Origin of the sequence: Halorussus salilacus (assembly GCF_024138125.1) — an archaeon.
Lineage (GTDB): Archaea > Halobacteriota > Halobacteria > Halobacteriales > Haladaptataceae > Halorussus > Halorussus salilacus.
In genome coordinates, this window is the sequence record NZ_CP099993.1 from 1484942 (window position 1) to 1502234 (window position 17293).

The window sequence follows — 17293 nt, forward strand, 5'->3', positions numbered from 1 at the left end:
ACCCCCGGTCATGACGCTCTCGCTCGAACGCCGGGCCGACCTCTGGGGGGACAGGACGGCGGTCGTGGACGCGGGCGACGACCGGCGGGTGAGCTACGCCGACCTCGACCGACTGGCCGACCGGTTCGCGGGGGCGCTCGCCGACCGCGGGGTCGGCGAGCGCGACGCGGTGGCGGTCGTCTCGCGCAACCGGGTCGAGCTGCTGGCCCTGCTGTTCGCGGCCCGGCGACTCGGGGCCGCGCTCGCGCCGGTTTCCCACCGACTGACGCCCGCGACCGTCGAGGGACCCCTCGACGTCGTCGACCCCGCGCTTGTGGTCCACGAACCCGCCCAGCGCGACCTGATTCGGGAGGTCGGAGACGAGGACGCCCGCTCGTTCGGCGAACTCCGGGCCGAGGCCGAAGGCGAGCCGAAGGGCTACGAGCGGGTCGACACCGACCCCGAACGCTCGCTGTTGTATCTCCACACGAAAGGAAGGGCCGACGTGAGAGGGGACGACTCGGACCCGGACCAGGTGACCGCCGAGCGCGTCGTGGACCTCCCCGAGCGCGCGGTCGAGTGGAACTGCATCACCGCGGTCGCGGCGTGGGGTCTCGGCAGGGGCGACTGCGCGCCGACGCTGCTGCCCCTCTCGGACACCGACGGTCTCCACCGACTCGTGCTCCCCCTGCTGTACGTCGGCGGCCGGGTCGTCGTCCTGCGGGCGTTCGACCCCGAGCGCGCGCTCGGGGTCGTCGAGGACCGCGGGGCGACCCACCTCTTCGCGGGGGCGACCGAGTACCGCGAACTGGTCGCCGACGGGGCGTTCGAGCGGACCGACTTCGGGGGTGTCGAGTGGTTCGGAACGCGGTCCCCGCTCCCGACCGACGCCCGCGAGGCGCTGGCCGACCGGGCACCGGTCGTCCGCGCCTACGGCCGGGTCGAGACCGGGCCGAACGACCTCTACCTCCCGGCCGAGCGAGCGAGCGCGAGCGCCGACCCCGACCGCGTCGGGCGACCGTTCCCCGACTGCGAGGCCCGGATCGTCGGCGACGCCGACGCGACCGTCCCGGAGGGCGAGGTCGGCGGCCTCGAACTCCGCGGGCCGGTGACCGCCCGCGGCTACGTCGACGGCGAGACCTTCGGGGAGTGGGTGCCGACCGGCGACCTCGCGTACCGCGAGGGCGGCGACTACCACGTCCTCGGACCGACCGCGGAGGCCGCCGAGGGCGAGGGGGAGCGAATCCACCCCCGGACGGTCGAGCGCGCGCTGGAGGCCCACGAGGGCGTGACCGAGGCCGGGGCCGTGGTGGACTCAGAGGGAGCGCTCGCGGCGGTCGTCGGCGACGCCGACCCCGGCGAACTCCGGGCGTTCGTCGCCGACCGGCTCCCCGAGCGGGCGGTTCCCCGCGAGATATCGGTCGTGGAGTCGTTGCCGCGCCGGGCGACCGGCGAACCCGACCGGGCGGAGATTCGACGGCAGTTGGGCGGGGAAGAGCGGTTCGAGACCGAGTGAGTCCCGGACCGGAGTTTGCCAGCGGTCCGGAGTACCGGCAGAACTCCCCGTAGCGGAACCTCTTTTGTCCGAGAGGTGCATCGTAGCGCACGATGAGTCGACTTCGCATCGCGTTCATCAACGCCGCCCACGAGGGCGAGTCCACCCGGCGGAACTTCCGGCGGGAGCTGGACGCCGACCTCGTGGAGTTCGACGCGACCGGCGGCGACCTGCCCGAGACCCTCGAATACGACGGGGTCGTCATCTCCGGGTCGCGCTCGTCGGTCTACTGGGACGAGGAGTGGATACCGCCGACCAAGGAGTGGGTCGGCGAGGCCGTCGGGGCGGGACTCCCCTGTCTGGGCGTCTGTTGGGGCCACCAGCTCCTCGCCGACGTGCTCGGCGGCGATGTCCGGGACATGGGCGAGTACGAGATCGGCTACCGCGAAGTCGAGCACACCGGCGACTCGCAGCTGTTCGAGGGAATCGACGAGCGGTTCACCGTGTTCACGACTCACTCGGACGCCGTGGTCGAACTTCCGCCCGACGCGACGGAAATCGCGTCGAACGACTACTCCAACCACGGGTTCCGGAAGGGCCACGTCTTCGGCGTGCAGTTCCACCCCGAGTACGACATGGCGACCGCCGAGGAGGTCACGAAGGGCAAGGACCTGCCCGACGAGCGGCTCCGAAAGGTGCTCGACGGCATCCACGACGAGAACTACGGGAGGGCCTGCGAGGCCAAGACCCTCTTCGAGAACTTCTGTGACTACGCTCGCGAGGTCCGAGACGCCGACACCGAGTTCGAAGCCGACGCGACCCCGGCCTGACCCGACGCACCCGCGCCGTCCTTCCGTCCTCGGACCCCGGTTCTGTCTCGCGATTCGGTCGAGACGGGGTTTAAACACCATTACCAGTGAACCAGCAAGCACACCCCCCTTCGCGACTTACGGTAGGGAAATGAAAGACGGAATCGCAGACGGGAGCGGGGAGTCGGACGGTCAACGCACCGTTACCCCGCACCAACCGAACGCGAACGCTTCGCCGCTGTCCCAAGACAACGTCTTCGATGCGCTGGCATCGAGACGGAGCAGGTACGTCCTCACGTTCCTGCGGGAGGCCGACGAGCCCGTCGACATGGAGGACCTCGTCGAGACCGTCGCGACGTGGGAGACCGGCAAGCCCATCGACCTCGTCTCGAAGGAGCACTGCGAGCGGGTGTTCACCTCGCTTCGCCACTCGCAGTTGCCGAAGCTCTCGATGATGGGGATGGTGGAGTACGACGAGGACGACGACGTTGTCGTTCGGGGTCCCCACGCCGAGCAGGTCGACGCGTACCTCGATATCGCGACGAGCAGGGACGACAACGTCGAGCTGTAGTCGGGCCCGAATCCCACCGCTCTCCCGACCGCAGGTGCCACGCACCGGCAGAGCGGTACGCGAGTAGGAGCGTTTTTCACGGTCGGGGTCCCACCGTCACCCATGCTCGATTACGTTTCGCTGGAGGAGGACCTCGGCGAGGAAGAGCGGATGATCCGAGACACCGCTCGGCGATTCGTCGAGGAGGAGGTCAAACCCGACGTGGGCGACCACTGGATCGAGGGGACCTTCCCGACCGACCTCATCCCCGAGATGGGCGAGATGGGGTTCTACGCGCCCAACCTCGACGGGTACGGCCTGCCGAACGTCAGCGAGAAGGCCTACGGCCTGCTGATGCAGGAACTGGAAGCCGGTGACTCCGGCCTGCGCTCGATGGCGAGCGTTCAGGGCGCGCTCGTGATGTACCCCATCTACGCCTACGGCTCCGAGGCCCAGAAAGAGCGGTGGCTCCCCGGCCTCGGCACCGGCGAGCTCGTCGGCTGTTTCGGCCTCACCGAGCCCGAACACGGCTCGAACCCTTCGGGGATGGAGACCTACGCGGAGAAGCGCGAGGCGCGGAGCGCCTCGGAACGGAGCGGTACCACCGCGGAGAAGGAGGGCGACGAGTACGTCCTCAACGGCTCGAAGACGTGGATCACCAACTCCCCCATCTCGGACGTGGCGGTCGTGTGGGCCCGCGACCGCTCGGCCGAAGGGAATCCGGTCCGGGGGTTCCTCGTCGAGACCGACAGGGACGGCGTCAGTACCAACAAGATAGACGAGAAGCTCTCGCTCCGGGCGTCCATCACGGGCGAGATCGGCCTGAACAACGTCTACGTCCCCGAGGACGCCGTCCTGCCGGGCGTCGAGGGGATGAAGGGCCCGCTGTCGTGTCTCACGCAGGCCCGCTACGGCATCGCGTGGGGCGCGGTCGGCGCGGCCCGCGACGCCTTCGAGACCGCCCGCGAGTACGCCACCGAGCGCGACCAGTTCGGCGGCCCCATCGGACGCTTCCAGCTCCAGCAGGAGAAGCTCGCGGAGATGGCGACCCAGATAACCACGAGCCAACTGCTCGCCCACCGACTCGCCGACCTCAAGGAGCGCGGGGACCTCCGACCGCAGCACGTCTCGATGGCCAAGCGCAACAACGTCCGGATGGCCCGCGACCAGTCGCGCATCGCCCGCGAGATGCTCGGGGGCAACGGCATCACCGCCGACTACTCGCCGATGCGCCACATGGCGAACATGGAGACGGTGTACACCTACGAGGGCACCCACGACATCCACACGCTGATTCTGGGCGAGGACCTCACCGGAATCCCCGCCTACGAGTGACCCGATAGGGTCCGAGTAAAGCGGGGATTCCGGTGAGCGACCGGAATCGCGGCGTGCGAGTGACCCGATAGAGTCCGAGTGGGACCGCAATCCCGTCAGCGACGAAGCCGACCGCTACGCACCAGTTTCCCGAACCACGCGCGGTGGTCGGCGACCCACCGGTACAGCGGGTCGCGGACGCGCTCGCTCGCCGGAATCCGGCGGAACGCGCGGGCCGCGAGCGCGACCGGCGAGTCGAGCCGAACGAGTATCTCCTCGGTCGCCTCGCCGCAGGAGTAGACGCCCTCGTCGGTCAGGAGGTGGGCGCACTCCCGGTAGCCGTCGGGAAGTCGAGCGCGCTCGGCGTCCGAGAGTTCCGAGAACCCCAGCACGTCGAACTCCCCGCGGCGGTCGGCGAACGCGACGCTCCACGCGCAGAAGCCGCAGTCGTCGTCGTAGACGATGACGGGCAGAGAGTCGGACTCGGGTTCGGAGTTCGACACGGGCGAGCAATGGGTCCCCAGCCGATTAAATCGCGGGGGAATCGCGCGTCGAATCCGGCCGTCGGCCGGATTCGACGCGGAGCTATCGGGTCCGGGCAGGGCGATGGGGTCCGGGCAGGGCGATGGGGTCCGGGCAGGGCGGTGGGGTCCGGACCACCCCGTCAGTTCCACGCCGCGCCGTCGGGGTCGACGAGGCGCTCGCGGTCCTCGATTGCGTCGATTCGCGCGACCTCCTCGGCGGTGAGGTCGGGCGCGTCGAGGTTCGCCCGGAGGTGCTCGCGGCCCGTGGCCTTCGGAATCGGGACGACGCCCTCGCGCTGGGAGAGCCACGCGAGGCTGACCGCCTCGGGCGTGGTGTCGTGGGTCTCGGCGACGTCGGCCAGCGCGTCCACGCGCCCGGCTTCGCCCTGCATCAGGGGCGCGTAGGCGACGAGGGTGATGTCGCGCTCGCGGCAGTAGTCGAGCAGGTCGTCCTGCGGAAGGAGGGGGTGGCACTCGACCTGATTCGCGACGATGGGCGCGTCGAGAATCTCGCGGGCCTCTTCGAGCAGTTCGACCGTGAAGTTGCTCACCCCGACGTGGCGGGTCACGCCCGCCTCGCGGAGGTCGTCGAAGGCCGGAAGCGTCTCCTCGGGGTCGTAGGCCCGCATCGGCCAGTGGACGTAGAAGAGGTCGACCGCTTCGACGCCGAGTCGGTCGAGGCTCTCGCGGGCGGTCGTCGCCACGTCGTCGGGCGCGAGGTTGGTCGGGTGGACCTTCGTGGCGAGGAACACGTCCTCGCGCGGGACCTCGCTGGTCGCGATGCCCTCGCCGACGGCCGCCTCGTTGTCGTACATCTGGGCCGTGTCGAGGTGTCGGTAGCCGAGTTCGAGCGCGGTCCGGACGCTCTCGGCGCACTGGTCGGGGTCGTCGTTCCCGGAGGTGCCGAGGCCGGGACTCGGGATGGTCGTCATGGTCGTGACGTGTTCGGGCGGGCGGAAAAAGCTACGCGCGTCGGCAAGCGAAGCGGCGAGGGCGCGAGCGGGGAGGCCGGACGGATGTCGACTACGAACACGCCCCGTATAGAAGAACGGAAACCGGCATCACATGTGTCCGATAGCGGGATTTATGCGCCGGTCACGAGTGGGTGTCCCATGGGAGATTCCGTACCACTCGACCCGCTGTTTTCGCCCGACTCCATCGCGGTCGTCGGCGCGAGTCCCGACTCGTTCTACTCGGCGAACCTCATCGACAACCTCCTCGACTACGGCTTCGACGGGGAGTTCTACCCGGTCAATCCCAGCAGGGACGAGGCGTGGGGACGGACGTGCTACGACTCCATCGAAGAGGTGCCCGAGACGGTCGACCTCGTCGTCGTGAGCGTTCCGCGCGAGTACGCCGTCGGCGTGGTCCGCGAGGCGGGCGAACTCGGCGTCCCGGCCGCGCTCGTCATCACCGCGGGGTTCGCCGAGGCCGACGAGGAAGGCGAGCGCCTCCAGTCGGAACTCGCGGCGGTCGCCGACGAGGAGGACATCCGGGTCTGCGGACCCAACTGCATCGGACTGGCGAACGCGGTCGACAGCACCGTGCTGACGAGCACCTGCTCGCGACCGCCGGAACCGGGCTCCATCGGACTGGTCAGCCAGTCGGGCGCGCTGGCGTTCACCACCTTCTTCGAGCGCGCGGCCGACGAGGACGTAGACTTCGCGTACCTCGCCTCGACCGGCAACGAGGCCGACCTCACGGTGAGCGACTACGTCGAGTACATGGCCGACCAGCCCGAGGTCGAGGTCATCTGCGCGTACGTCGAGGGGCTGGCCGACCCCGACCGGTTCATGACGGTCGTCGACCGCGCGGTCCGAGAGGGGACCCCCGTGTTGACAATCAAGATCGGCCAGTCCGAGACCGCCGAGGCCGCGACGCTCTCGCACACCGGGTCGCTGACCGGCGACGACGCCGCGTGGAACGGCGCGTTCGCCCAGACCGGCGTCGAGCGCGTCCCGGACATCCCCGACCTGCTGGGACGCGCGAGCGTCCATCAGGCGTTCGACCCGCCCGCGTCGAACCGGGTCGCAATCGCCTCGACGAGCGGCGGGCTGGCGAGCCTGCTCGCCGACATGGCGGCCGAGCGCGGCCTCGAACTCCCCGACATCGACGGCGAGACCGAGCGCGCGCTCGTCGAACACGACGACCTGCTCACCTTCGGCGAGATGCACAACCCCGCCGACATCCGCGGCTACGGCGCCGACGTGTTGCCCGACATCGCCGAGGTGCTGTTCGCCGACGACAGCTTCGACGCCTACGTCTTCGCGCTCGGACTGTCGGCGGTCGACGAGCGGGCCGACCGCATCGTCCCCGACGTGCTGGAGGTCGCCGAGGGGACCGACGACCCGGTGGTGTTCCTGTGGACCGGCCGCAAGGAGCCCGACGAACCGACCGACGGCCTCCCCTACGAGCGCGTCCGGGAGGAGATTCCGCTGTTCTACGACCCCGAGCGCTGCATGGACGCGCTCGCCTCGCTCGTGGACTTCGGCGAGGTCAGAGACCGGGTGAGCGAAAAGCCCTCGCGCTCGGAACTCCGGTCGCGGACTCGCGTCGAGGAGCCGCCGGAACTTCCCCCGGGCGGGGTGCTGGGCTGGTCGGACGCCGAGTCGCTGCTCGACGAGTACGGCATCGAACCGGTCGAGACCCGACTCGCGACCGACGCCGACGAGGCGGCGGCCATCGCCGCCGAGGTCGGCTTCCCGGTCGCGATGAAGGTCGATTCGCCCGACCTGCCCCACCGGACCGAGGCGGGTGCGGTCGAGACGGGCATCGACGGGGAGGCGGCCGCCCGCGAGGCGTTCGAGCGAATCGTCGGGAACGCCCGCGAGTACGCGCCGGACGCCGCAATCGCGGGCGTCCTCGTCCAAGAGCAGGTCGAGGGCGGCGTCGAGGCGCTGGTCGGGGCCTCGACCGACGAGGTGTTCGGGCCGCTCGTGACCGTCGCGCCGGGCGGGACGCTGGTCGAACTGCTCGACGACCGCGCGGTCCGAGTTCCCCCGATATCCGGCGACGACGCACGGGAGGCCGTCGAGGCGACGAAGCTCGCGGCGCTCCTCGCGGAGCGCCGCGACGGCCCGCCCATCCCCGTCGAGCCGCTGGCCGACCTCCTCGAACGCGTCGGCGACCTCGTGGTCGAGAACCCCGAGGTGCGGGAGGTCGACCTCAACCCCGTCATCGTCCGGGAGGACGGCGCGGCCGTCGTTGACGTGCTCGTCAGGACCGAGTAGCGGGCGTCCCGCTCGGCGGCGGTCGGCGGAACCGCCGACCGCCGCGTCGGGCGTCGGGAAGAACGACGGGTGAGGAAAAATTAGGGGTGGGAAAAAGCGGTGGGAAGAAGGGGTGGGAAAAAGCGGAAACCGAAAGCGAGTACCGCGGTCAGTGGTCGCTCTCGATGCGCTCGGCGACCGCCACCACGTCGCGATACCGGTCGACGGTGGCGGTGTCGAGGAACACCCCCTCGACCAGCAGCGAGTCGGAGTCGGAGTCGTCGAACGCCCGGACCAGCCGTCGCGCCTGGGCGACGCGCTCGTCGCTCGGCGTGAACACCTCGTTGATGGTCGCGAGCTGTCCCGGGTGGATGGCGCTCATCCCCGCGTAGCCGAGTTCCCGGGCGCTCTCGGCGCGCTCGCGCAGTCCCTCCTCGTCGTCGACGTCGAGGTGGGGCGAGGCGAACGCGTCGAGGCCCCCGAGCGCGGCACAGCCGCGGATGCGGTGTTCGAGGAACTCCCGGACCCGCGCGGAGATGTCGGGCGCGCCGATCTCCCGGCAGTAGTCGGCGATGCCGAACGACATGCCGACCACCTCCGGAGCGTCCTCGACGCGCCGAGCGATGTCGTCGGCCGCGAACACGCCCGCTGGCGACTCGAACCCGAGCCGAACCGCGGGCGGGTCGTCGGTCGCGTCGTCGAGCGCTCCGAGGAGCGTCTCGACTCCCTCGACCGACTCGACCATCGGAACCGCGACCGCGTCGACGCCCGCGGCCACCGCGGCGTCTACGTCCTCGCGCCAGTGGTCGGTGCCGACCGCGTTGATTCGCGTCCCGACCTCTGTGGCTCCGAAATCGACCTCGTCGAGGACCGCCACGAGGTTCTCGCGCGCGAGGCCCTTCCTGTCGGGCGCGACCGCGTCTTCGAGGTCGAACGTGAGCGCGTCGGCGTCGGTGTCGGCGGCCTTCTCCATCATCGAGCGCTGGTCGGCGGGCGTGAACAGCGCCGACCGTCGGACGGTGGTCGTCATCGGTACTCCGCGAGCACCTCCTCGTCGACCTCGTCGACCGGGAAGTAGCAGGCCGCGCTGTGGTCGCCCCCGTCGACCGATTCCAGTTCGGGGTCGGCCGACAGACACTCCTCGCGTGCCTTCGGACACCGCGGGGCGAAGTTACACCCGTCGGGCAGGTCGACCGGACTCGGGGGCTCGCCGGGGAGCAACACCCGGGTGCGCTCGACCCGCGGGTCGGTCTTGGGCGACGCCGACAGCAGCGACGCGACGTAGGGGTGTTTCGGCCCGGCGATGACCTCCCGGGTCGGTCCCTGCTCGACGATCTGCCCGAGGTACATTATCGCCAGCTTGTCGGCGATCTGGGTGAGGCTGGCGAGGTCGTGGGAGATGTACATCACCCCGAGGTCGCGCTCGTCGGCGAGCCGTCGCAGGATGTTGAGTATCGACGCCTTCAGCGAGACGTCGAGCATCGACGCGGGCTCGTCGCAGATGAGCAGTTCGGGCTCGACCACGAGCGCCCGGGCGATGGCGACCCGCTGGCGCTCCCCGCCGCTCAGCTGGTGGGGGTAGTTGTCGAGGTACTGCTCGGGGGGGTTGAGTCCGACGTCTTCGAGCGTCCTGTCGACCTGCTCGTCGATGCGCTCGGCCGACCATCCCTGTATCTTCAGGGGTTCGCTCACGATGGACCGGACCTTCTGGCGCGGGTTCAGCGAGTCGAACGGGTCCTGGAAGATGAACTGGAGCTTCGACCGGAACTCCTTGGGGTCCTCGTCGAGGTACTCGTCGACCGGCCGCCCCTTGAACGATATCTCGCCGTCTGTCCGGGAGTTGAGCAACGCGACGGTCTCCGCGAGGGTCGACTTGCCACAGCCGCTCTCGCCCGCGATGCCGAGGATTTCGGACTCGCGAATCTCCAAAGACACGTCCTGGACCGCCTTGACGTAGCTGGGCTCCTTCCCGCTGAGTTGGTCGAGCAGCGGCTGGGACTGCTCGTACCACTTCGAGAGGCCCTTGGTCTCCAGTATCGTCTCGCCCAGTTCCCGCGAGTCGCGTTCCTCGACCGACAGCCCCCACGTCTCGGGGTCGGCCGCCGCCGAGCGCATCTCGGCGGCGGCGTCGGCGTGGTGACACGCCGTGTGGCTCTCGCCGACCTCGACGAGGTCGGGATGGCTCTGCTGGCACGCCTCGGTCGCGAACGGACACCGCCCCGCGAACACGCACGAGGCGGGGTCGTCGTCGAGGACCGGCGACGACCCCGGAATCGTGATGGCGTACTCGTCGAGCTTCTCGATGTCGGGAAACGAGTTCTTCAGCCCCATCGTGTAGGGGTTCGACGGTTCGGCGAGCACCTCGTCGGTGGGGCCCTGCTCCATCACCTTGCCGCCGTAGAGGACCGATATCTCGTCACTGGTCTCGGCCACGACGCCGATCTCGTGGGTGATGAGGAGCAGGGAGCTGTCGACCTGCTCCTGAATCTCGAGCATCTTGTCGATGATCTTGTCCTGAACGATGACGTCGAGGCCGGTCGTCGGCTCGTCGGCGATGATGAGGTCGGGTTCGAGCGCGAGCGCCATCGCGATGGTCACCCGCTGGCGCATCCCGCCCGAGAACTGGTGGGGGTAGTCGTCGATGCGGTCGGTCTCCAGCCCGACCATCTCGAAGACCTCCCGCGTTCGGTCGCGGGCCTGAGACTTCGAGACGTCGCGGTGTTTCCGGATGGCCTGCACGATCTGGGCCCCGACCGACATCACGGGGTCGAGCGAGTCCATGGCGCTCTGGGGGATGTAGGCGATCTCCTCCCAGCGGAGCTGTCGGTACTCCTCGTCCGAGAGTTCGAGGAGGTTCTCGCCCTTGAACCGTATCTCGCCGCGCTCGATTCTGGCGTTGTCGTCCAACAGTCCGAGGACCGACAGCGCCAGCGTGGACTTGCCACAGCCGCTCTCGCCGACCAGCCCGTAGTTGATTCCGGCGTCCATCGAGAGCGAGACGTCGTTGACCGCGTGGACCGCACTGTCCTCCGTTTCGTACGTGATCTTCAGATCCTCGATTTCCAGTAGCGTCATTGATCGCCCTCCGTCTGAATCTCGGGGTTGATTATCTCTTCGAGCGACCGGCCCACCAGGAACACCGACGTCGTGATGGCCGAGATACCGATGGCGGGCGGCAGGACCCACCACCACGCGTCACGCATGTCACCCGACTCGAACACCTCCTGAAGCATCGTGCCCCAGCTCGTGGTCGTCGGGTCGCCGAATCCGAGGAACGACAGCGACGCCTCGACAGCGATGGACCACGAGACCGCGTAGGCGGTGTACAGGAAGCCGACCGCCAGCACGTTCGGCGCGACGTGGTAGAACATCGTCCGGAGGTGGCCCGCGCCGCTGGCGCGGGCCGACCGCACGAACGTCCGGTTCTTCACCGACATGACCTCCGACCGGATGACCCTCGCGGGCATCTTCCAGAGGAACGTCACGAGCACCAGCACGATTATCGGGGTGCTCGGCTGGACGAACGTCAACACGAGCAACGCCATCGGCAACAGCGGGAGCGCGAACGTCAGGTCGGTCAGCCGCATCAACACCTCGTCGACCCGGCCGCCGAAGTAGCCGCTCACCAGCCCCACGAGGAAGCCGACGATTCCGGTCCCGATACCGCCGAACAGGCCGACGAGGAACGTCGGCCGCGCGCCCGCGAGGAACTGGCTGAACACGTCCTTGCCGAACGCGGTGGTCCCCATGAACGCCTCCTCGCTGGGTGCCTCGGTCCGGAGCGGCTGATTGTCCTCGCCCCGGAGCGTGTCCCTGATGGGGTCGTGGGGAGCGAGGGCCGGTCCTAGGATGCCCAGCGTCACGAACAGCACGATGACGACGAGTCCGGCCGCCGCCCACCGGTCCTTGACGATGACGCCGAGGACGTTTTTTGCCTTCCCGCCGAGTTCGCTGACCCGCTCGGTCGAGAGCGATTCGACGCTCATCAGCTCTCACCTCCCTCGGCCACGGTCGGGTCGAGGCGCGCGTAGGTGACGTCGGCGAGGAGGTTCGCGAGGATGACCGCGAGCGCCATGATGAACACCGCGGCCTGCACCGTGGGGTAGTCCTGTTGGTTGATCGCCCGCACGAGCGCGCGACCGATGCCGGGCCAACTGAAGACCACCTCCAGCGTGATGACGCCCTGGAACATCATGCCCATCCGGAGCGCGAAGTAGGTCACGACCGGGAGCAGGGAGTTTCGGCCCGCCCGCATCAGCTGTTCGGTGTCCGAGAGGCCCTTCGCGGCGTGGAGGTTCAGGAACTCCGAGCCCTTCCGCTCGACCACGTTGTTGCGCGCGAGCAGGAGGAAGTCGCCGCTGAAGTACAGCACCGACGTCAGGAACGGGATGAAGTAGTGCATCGCGAAGTCGGCCGAGACGTACGTCTCGTACCAGCCCTCCGGGTTCGCGGTCGGCGACCGCATGCCGTAGGCCGGGAAGATTCCGAGCGCGTACGACAGCACCATCAGCAGGAAGATGCCGGTGACGAACGCGGGGGTCGACCGGAAGAACGTCGTGAGCACGATGCTGTACTTCTCGAAGCGCGAGCCGCGGTTCCAGCCCGCGTACATGCCTGCGAGCGTGCTCACGACCGCGGTCGCGACGAGCGCCGGAATCAGCAGTATCAGCGTGGCCACGAGGCGCGGGCGGATGACCGCCCACACCGGCTGGCTGTTGGTCAGCGAGTAGCCGAAGTTGAACGTCAGCAGATTGACGACGTACTTGTAGTACTGGACGTAGAGCGGTTCGTCGAGGCCGTACTGGGCGCGAATCGCGTCGACCTGTTCGGTCGTCAGCCCGCCGCTCGCCACGAGCGAACTGAACGGGTCGCCGGGAAGCATCCGGAGCGCGACGAAGATGACCGACACCGCGACGAACGTCAGCACGACGGCGATGGTGATTCGCTTGATGAGGAATCGTCGGAAGCTCATTGGTATGGTTTCATCGAAAGGGTAGTTTCACACTCCGCGAGTCGGTTGTGGGTGAACGCTGGCAACGGTCGGGGAATCAGGAGAAGTCGTCCTGTTCGAGTTCCTCTCGGGTGGCGTGACCGTCCTCCAGTCGGTCCATGAACGCGTCCCACGCGTCGCCCTCGGGCCAGACGAGCATGTCCTCGTCGTCCCACGTATAGCCCGCCTTCTCGAGCATCTCCCTGCCGAGTTCGGGGTCGTACTCGTAGTCGTCGGGCTCGTAGTACCAGTCCTCGACCAGCGGCGAAATGAGGTTGTTGCCGGGGGTGACCGTCGCGTTCCCGTCGAGGACGTCGTCGGTGAACCCCTGCTTGTTGATGGAGTGAGCGACCGCCTTTCGAATCACCTTGTCGCGCCAGACCGGCACGATGTGGTTGATGTGAACGTCCAGCGGCGCGAAGTTCTCCGAGACCTGCTTGTCGATGCCGTCGTTCTGCGCGAGTTCGTCGGCCTGCTCGTTGGTGAGGATGGAGTCGACGGCGTCGATGTCGCCGCCCTCCAGCGCGCCGAGCAGGGCGTCGGTGTTGCCGACGTTCGACCAGACGATGCCGTCGACGCCCTCGCCCGGTTCGAAGTACTCGCCGAGTATCTCCTCGCGCTCGTCCTCGTCCCACATCCAGTGGTCCTCGAACTTCTCGACCTCCATGCGCGAGCCCTGGTCCCAGCTAGCGAACTGGAAGGGGCCGGTCCCGACCGGCTCCTCGGGGTTGTGATTCGCGGGGTCGTCGACGTCCTCCCACTTGTGCTTCGGGATGATGGCGCTCATCACGACCCGCTGGGTCATGAACGAGGCGTCGGGACCGTCGAGGTTGAACCTGACCCGCCCGCCGAGGCCCTCCTCGACGACCTCGACGCTGTCGATGGGGTCGGTGAACACCGCCATGTCCGGCGCGTCGTACTCCTGGAACAGTTCGACCGAGAACTTGACGTCCTCGGGCGTGAAGTCCTCGCCGTCGTGCCACGTCGTCTCGCGGAGGTCCATCTCGATGGTGGTGTCGTCGACGATCTCGTGGTCGGTCGCGAGCGCGGGTACGACTTCGAGTTGCGGCGAGGCGTCGTACAGTCCGTCGTAGATGACGGTCATACGCTTCGCGGCTTCTCCGCCCGCCGACCACGGGAGGTTCAGGCCGTTCATCTCGGTGGTCACGCCCTTGACCCATGTGGTGTCGTCGCCCTGGGGCTGGAGGTTGACGTGGGTCCAGATGAACGAGTCGCGGTTCGTCCCGTTGCCCGGCGTCGGGACGTACCCCGACCAGTTGGCCGTGTTGGCGGCCTGAATGACGTCGGGGAAGTTGATGGAGTAGCAGAAGACGTCCTCGCTCATGATCTCCTGGAGTTCGTGGACGGTCTCCCGGCGAGCGTCCTGGTCTTCGACCTCCGCGCTCTCCTCGTCGATGAGGTCTCGGACCTCCTCGTCGTAGTAGTTCATGTAGTTCCCGGAGTCCTCCGGATGCATCCGGAGCAGGAACGCGTTCGGGTCGAGCCCCCGCTGGGGGTCCGGCCCGTGGGTGTTCATCGAGATGGGGACGATGTGGCCGGTGTCGGCGGGCCAGTACTCGTCGTACAGCCGATTGAGCGGCACGTCGTCCATCTCGGTCGGGATGCCGAGTTCCATGAGACTGGACTCGATCATCACCGCGTGTTCCTCCATCCACGGCTCCTCCTCGCTGGAGTAGTTGATGGTGACCGGGTCCAGCGTCTGGCCCTCGGTCGCCGTGTAGTCGACCGGGACGTTGTCGTTGTTCTTCGTCTCTACGGGCCAGTCCTCCCAGAACTGGGTCTCGACCGACTCGGCGTCCTCGTCGGCCTCGCCGCTTCCGTTTCCACCGCCACCGAACATCCCGCTACAGCCCGCGATACCGGCCATCCCGGCGACCGCGGAGGCACTGATAAACCGTCGCCGGTTCAGTCCCGTGTGGTTCGAATGAGAACGTGACTCTCGGCCGTCATTACCTGACATGGTTGGCGAACGCATGGTAGTAGTTTCCAAACTTAAGCATTCCGGTGTGACAGGAAAGATAGTCAGGAAGAACCAAGTATTGCCAATAGAGCTTAGAGTTATTTCGGTTTTAAATTAAATTCTTTAACCTATAATCCGGTGTCGGTTCGAGGTCGTTCCGCGGGTCCGACCGGCGACGAAACCGCCCGAACGGTCGCGATTCCCGCGAGGAACACCGCGCCGAGGACCCCGACCGCGAGGACGGGCGTGGCGGCGTCGGCGACGACGCCGCCGAGCAGGTAGAGCGGGAGCCGGACCAGCGCTGGCCTCGCGCAGGTGCTCGTGACGATACTAACGGTCGGCGCGCTCGGACTCGCGTGGGGGCGGATACGAACAGAGGGGAACGTGGAATAAACAGGAAGTCCGCTTCGTCTTACCGTTCGGAATCACGAGCCAACGGCCAGATCCTCGATTTCATCGATATCAGTGACTTCTAGAACCGTATCTTCTACTCCATCATCGACGAAATCGCGGGGATTGACAGTGGCAAATACTGTCTAGCCGTTCCGGGAACGCCCGAGGTCGTGTGCTTCGATACAAATCTGTCGGTCGTTACCGGGAATCATACTCAGAGAGGCTTCGATGGCGTCGTAACGCTGGTCACATTTCCAGACGGAAACGTTCGAGTCGATTTTCTGCTTTCGTTCAAGTGGGAACGGTTCGATTTCTGGGGCCATCGTTCGAAGTCGGTGACACAGTTCCGACTTCTGAATAAAGTTTCCGATACTCTCCCCGTAAAAGTCGTAGAGGAACTGATAGGCGTCGTTATTCCGAGCTAGAACTCGGTTCTTGAGTCGGTTAAGGTCCACCGGTCCGAGTTGGCCTTGAGACTCATCGCGTTTTACAGCTCGAACGCGCCTCCGGACTCCGTTTGCCAACCGTTGGCTCAGGTCGATTGCAACCTACACCCAAGATAACTCTCCGTTCACCCGGACAGCGGTCTCGTCGACTGCGACCCGCGACAGCGTTGCCGTCGACGGGTCGCCGACGCTGTCACTCTAATTATGCACTTCCATCTGCTGAGACCGTTATATTCTTGTCGTCTTTAGTTACCATGACGGATTCAACGAACGTCTCGTTCCCGGTGACTACTGCGACTGTCCGTTCATCGATGGTAGATAGCCGATAGCGATCATTGTCAACGGTCCAGCCGTCAGCGGTCTTATTCCCCCGAGCGTCAAGGTAGTCGGCAAACGCGCTCTCGAACCCATCGGCGTCAGTCTCGGTGTCCCAGCGTAGCACCCAGACGTATCCCTCGGTGTCGCCCGTGACGGTGAGGAGTCGGTCGTTGCCCCAGCCAGCCGCGGCGTCAGCGGCACGGTCCTCGCTCAGTTCAACGCCAAGGACGGTCCGAATGAACAGTTCGCCCTGTCGCTCCATCGTGGCCGGCGTGGTCCAGTCCCTAGGCGTCTTGTCGACGACCGTGAGGTTTCTTGGTTGGTCGGTACTCTCGGGGTGGAGCACCTGTTCGGTCGTATTAGGTAAGCGGAGATCCGGATCAAGGAAATCGCTCGGCGAGTCGAGCGTTTCGGCGAAGTACTCGCCACCGAAGCAGTACGACTGCTGCCAGTTTCGGGCGTACGGTGAGCCATTCCGGTAGCGTTCACACCGGCGTTCAATCGACGAGAACCCGAGGAATTCCCGCGTGTAGGTGTCCTCAATGTAGACGGCTCCGCCCTCGATTACGCTCCCGTGTGCGGCACCGTGGGGTGCTCGTTCATTCAGCCCGATCCGCGATTGGATAGCGTGGGCAAACTCGTGGACAAGTATGCGCTCAACGTTGTTTCTGGATCCGTTCCGGGGGAAGAATACTACCCGATCCTCATTCGGGAGGTACTGCCCACCGGCTGTCCCATCCGTGTAGGAATCGGCACCTTCTCCGAGGCCGAGGTGGGCCGCCAGCGGACGCGCCATTGGCTCTCCACTCCGTTGCTGAACTATCACGGATGGCGGCTCGTACGTTTCTCCGAACAACGACTCAAGGCGCTCCCAGACAAGCGAGGCGTTCACCGCGAGGTCACCATAGACGGAGACTCGATTGTCCGTGGTAGCTGTCCGCTCGGGCGTCGACGAATTCGCGTTCGTCGTCGTCGACGCTGTTTCCGGTGTCGCAGTCGGGGATTCTGAGCCACCGAACGCGCCGCAACCAGCCAATACTGTTGCGGAAACCACTACCAATGCCGCCAGTACTTGTCGATTCATCGTTATCACCGTGTTGATTGATTGGGCATGGTATAATACAAACCGTGTAGAGGTTTAGCAACCTCGATTGAATAGAATTTGGTTAATAACTTCATACGGTAAACCGTACTTTTCAGCAATCAGCTGTTTTACCCCTCCCTCACATACGCAAAGTTATATTTAAACTGTGCTGATATAACGACGCCTTGACCATGGTTAATT

Annotated in this window: 13 protein-coding genes and 1 pseudogene; 5 read left to right on the top strand and 9 right to left on the bottom strand. The window is 66.6% G+C overall.

The genetic code is table 11. The annotated features are described in order from the left end of the window. Positions 1 to 10 precede the first annotated feature (10 nt). The 4 genes from NGM10_RS07665 (at position 11) to NGM10_RS07680 (ending at position 4168) form a co-directional block, all read left to right on the top strand. Complete coding sequence (locus NGM10_RS07665) at positions 11 to 1495, top strand: class I adenylate-forming enzyme family protein (RefSeq protein ID WP_253483644.1); 1485 nt, start codon at positions 11 to 13, stop codon at positions 1493 to 1495. A 92-nt stretch (positions 1496 to 1587) separates the two neighbouring features. Beyond that, entirely contained in the window at positions 1588 to 2304 is a 717-nt protein-coding gene (locus tag NGM10_RS07670; protein WP_253483647.1) for a type 1 glutamine amidotransferase, read from the top strand. Between the two features lie 130 nt (positions 2305 to 2434). Beyond that, positions 2435 to 2854, top strand: a complete 420-nt coding sequence (locus tag NGM10_RS07675; RefSeq protein WP_253483650.1) for a DUF7344 domain-containing protein — start codon at positions 2435 to 2437, stop codon at positions 2852 to 2854. A 102-nt stretch (positions 2855 to 2956) separates the two neighbouring features. Beyond that, positions 2957 to 4168, top strand: a complete 1212-nt coding sequence (locus NGM10_RS07680; protein WP_253483653.1) for an acyl-CoA dehydrogenase family protein — start codon at positions 2957 to 2959, stop codon at positions 4166 to 4168. 95 nt (positions 4169 to 4263) lie between these two features. Here NGM10_RS07680 and NGM10_RS07685 read toward each other — a convergent pair whose 3' ends face one another. Continuing rightward, positions 4264 to 4650 (bottom strand): thiol-disulfide oxidoreductase DCC family protein, encoded by a 387-nt coding sequence (locus tag NGM10_RS07685; RefSeq protein WP_253483655.1) that lies wholly within the window; start codon positions 4648 to 4650, stop codon positions 4264 to 4266. 161 nt (positions 4651 to 4811) lie between these two features. Then, the gene (locus NGM10_RS07690) at positions 4812 to 5603 is read right to left on the bottom strand and encodes an aldo/keto reductase (RefSeq protein WP_253483657.1); all 792 of its coding nucleotides are present in this window, start codon (positions 5601 to 5603) and stop codon (positions 4812 to 4814) included. A gap of 180 nt (positions 5604 to 5783) precedes the next feature. Between NGM10_RS07690 and NGM10_RS07695 the strand changes: the two genes are divergently transcribed. Next, positions 5784 to 7901 (top strand): acetate--CoA ligase family protein, encoded by a 2118-nt coding sequence (locus NGM10_RS07695; protein ID WP_253483659.1) that lies wholly within the window; start codon positions 5784 to 5786, stop codon positions 7899 to 7901. A 148-nt stretch (positions 7902 to 8049) separates the two neighbouring features. Here the strand turns inward: NGM10_RS07695 and NGM10_RS07700 are convergent, their stop codons facing one another. From NGM10_RS07700 to NGM10_RS07730, 7 genes and pseudogenes are all read right to left on the bottom strand, one after another. Next, entirely contained in the window at positions 8050 to 8910 is an 861-nt protein-coding gene (locus NGM10_RS07700; protein WP_253483662.1) for an HpcH/HpaI aldolase/citrate lyase family protein, read from the bottom strand. Beyond that, a complete protein-coding gene (locus tag NGM10_RS07705) occupies positions 8907 to 10955 on the bottom strand; it encodes a dipeptide ABC transporter ATP-binding protein (protein WP_253483664.1) in 2049 nt (682 codons plus the stop codon). The genes NGM10_RS07700 and NGM10_RS07705 overlap by 4 nt, the downstream gene beginning before the upstream one ends. After that, positions 10952 to 11866 (bottom strand): ABC transporter permease, encoded by a 915-nt coding sequence (locus NGM10_RS07710; RefSeq protein WP_253483667.1) that lies wholly within the window; start codon positions 11864 to 11866, stop codon positions 10952 to 10954. The genes NGM10_RS07705 and NGM10_RS07710 overlap by 4 nt, the downstream gene beginning before the upstream one ends. Then, on the bottom strand, positions 11866 to 12852 hold the full coding sequence (locus tag NGM10_RS07715; RefSeq protein ID WP_253483670.1) for an ABC transporter permease: 987 nt from the start codon (positions 12850 to 12852) through the stop codon (positions 11866 to 11868). Before NGM10_RS07715 ends, NGM10_RS07710 begins: the two co-directional genes overlap by 1 nt. Positions 12853 to 12928: 76 nt before the next feature. Beyond that, positions 12929 to 14758: an ABC transporter substrate-binding protein gene (locus tag NGM10_RS07720; RefSeq protein WP_253483673.1), complete on the bottom strand. Its 1830-nt coding sequence runs from the start codon at positions 14756 to 14758 to the stop codon at positions 12929 to 12931. Between the two features lie 1037 nt (positions 14759 to 15795). Continuing rightward, positions 15796 to 15888: pseudogene (locus NGM10_RS07725) on the bottom strand (IS6 family transposase); the annotation flags it as partial. A 4-nt stretch (positions 15889 to 15892) separates the two neighbouring features. Then, entirely contained in the window at positions 15893 to 17092 is a 1200-nt protein-coding gene (locus NGM10_RS07730) for a hypothetical protein (protein ID WP_497007321.1), read from the bottom strand. Positions 17093 to 17293: the final 201 nt, after the last annotated feature.

Coding starts and splice junctions, on each gene's coding strand:
- NGM10_RS07700 (WP_253483662.1), bottom strand. CDS start 8,910: ATGACGACCACCGTCCGACGGTCGGCGCTGTTCACGCCCGCCGACCAG.
- NGM10_RS07695 (WP_253483659.1), top strand. CDS start 5,784: ATGGGAGATTCCGTACCACTCGACCCGCTGTTTTCGCCCGACTCCATC.
- NGM10_RS07715 (WP_253483670.1), bottom strand. CDS start 12,852: ATGAGCTTCCGACGATTCCTCATCAAGCGAATCACCATCGCCGTCGTG.
- NGM10_RS07675 (WP_253483650.1), top strand. CDS start 2,435: ATGAAAGACGGAATCGCAGACGGGAGCGGGGAGTCGGACGGTCAACGC.
- NGM10_RS07730 (WP_497007321.1), bottom strand. CDS start 17,092: ATGAATCGACAAGTACTGGCGGCATTGGTAGTGGTTTCCGCAACAGTA.
- NGM10_RS07690 (WP_253483657.1), bottom strand. CDS start 5,603: ATGACGACCATCCCGAGTCCCGGCCTCGGCACCTCCGGGAACGACGAC.
- NGM10_RS07705 (WP_253483664.1), bottom strand. CDS start 10,955: ATGACGCTACTGGAAATCGAGGATCTGAAGATCACGTACGAAACGGAG.
- NGM10_RS07680 (WP_253483653.1), top strand. CDS start 2,957: ATGCTCGATTACGTTTCGCTGGAGGAGGACCTCGGCGAGGAAGAGCGG.
- NGM10_RS07720 (WP_253483673.1), bottom strand. CDS start 14,758: ATGGCCGGTATCGCGGGCTGTAGCGGGATGTTCGGTGGCGGTGGAAAC.
- NGM10_RS07710 (WP_253483667.1), bottom strand. CDS start 11,866: ATGAGCGTCGAATCGCTCTCGACCGAGCGGGTCAGCGAACTCGGCGGG.
- NGM10_RS07665 (WP_253483644.1), top strand. CDS start 11: ATGACGCTCTCGCTCGAACGCCGGGCCGACCTCTGGGGGGACAGGACG.
- NGM10_RS07670 (WP_253483647.1), top strand. CDS start 1,588: ATGAGTCGACTTCGCATCGCGTTCATCAACGCCGCCCACGAGGGCGAG.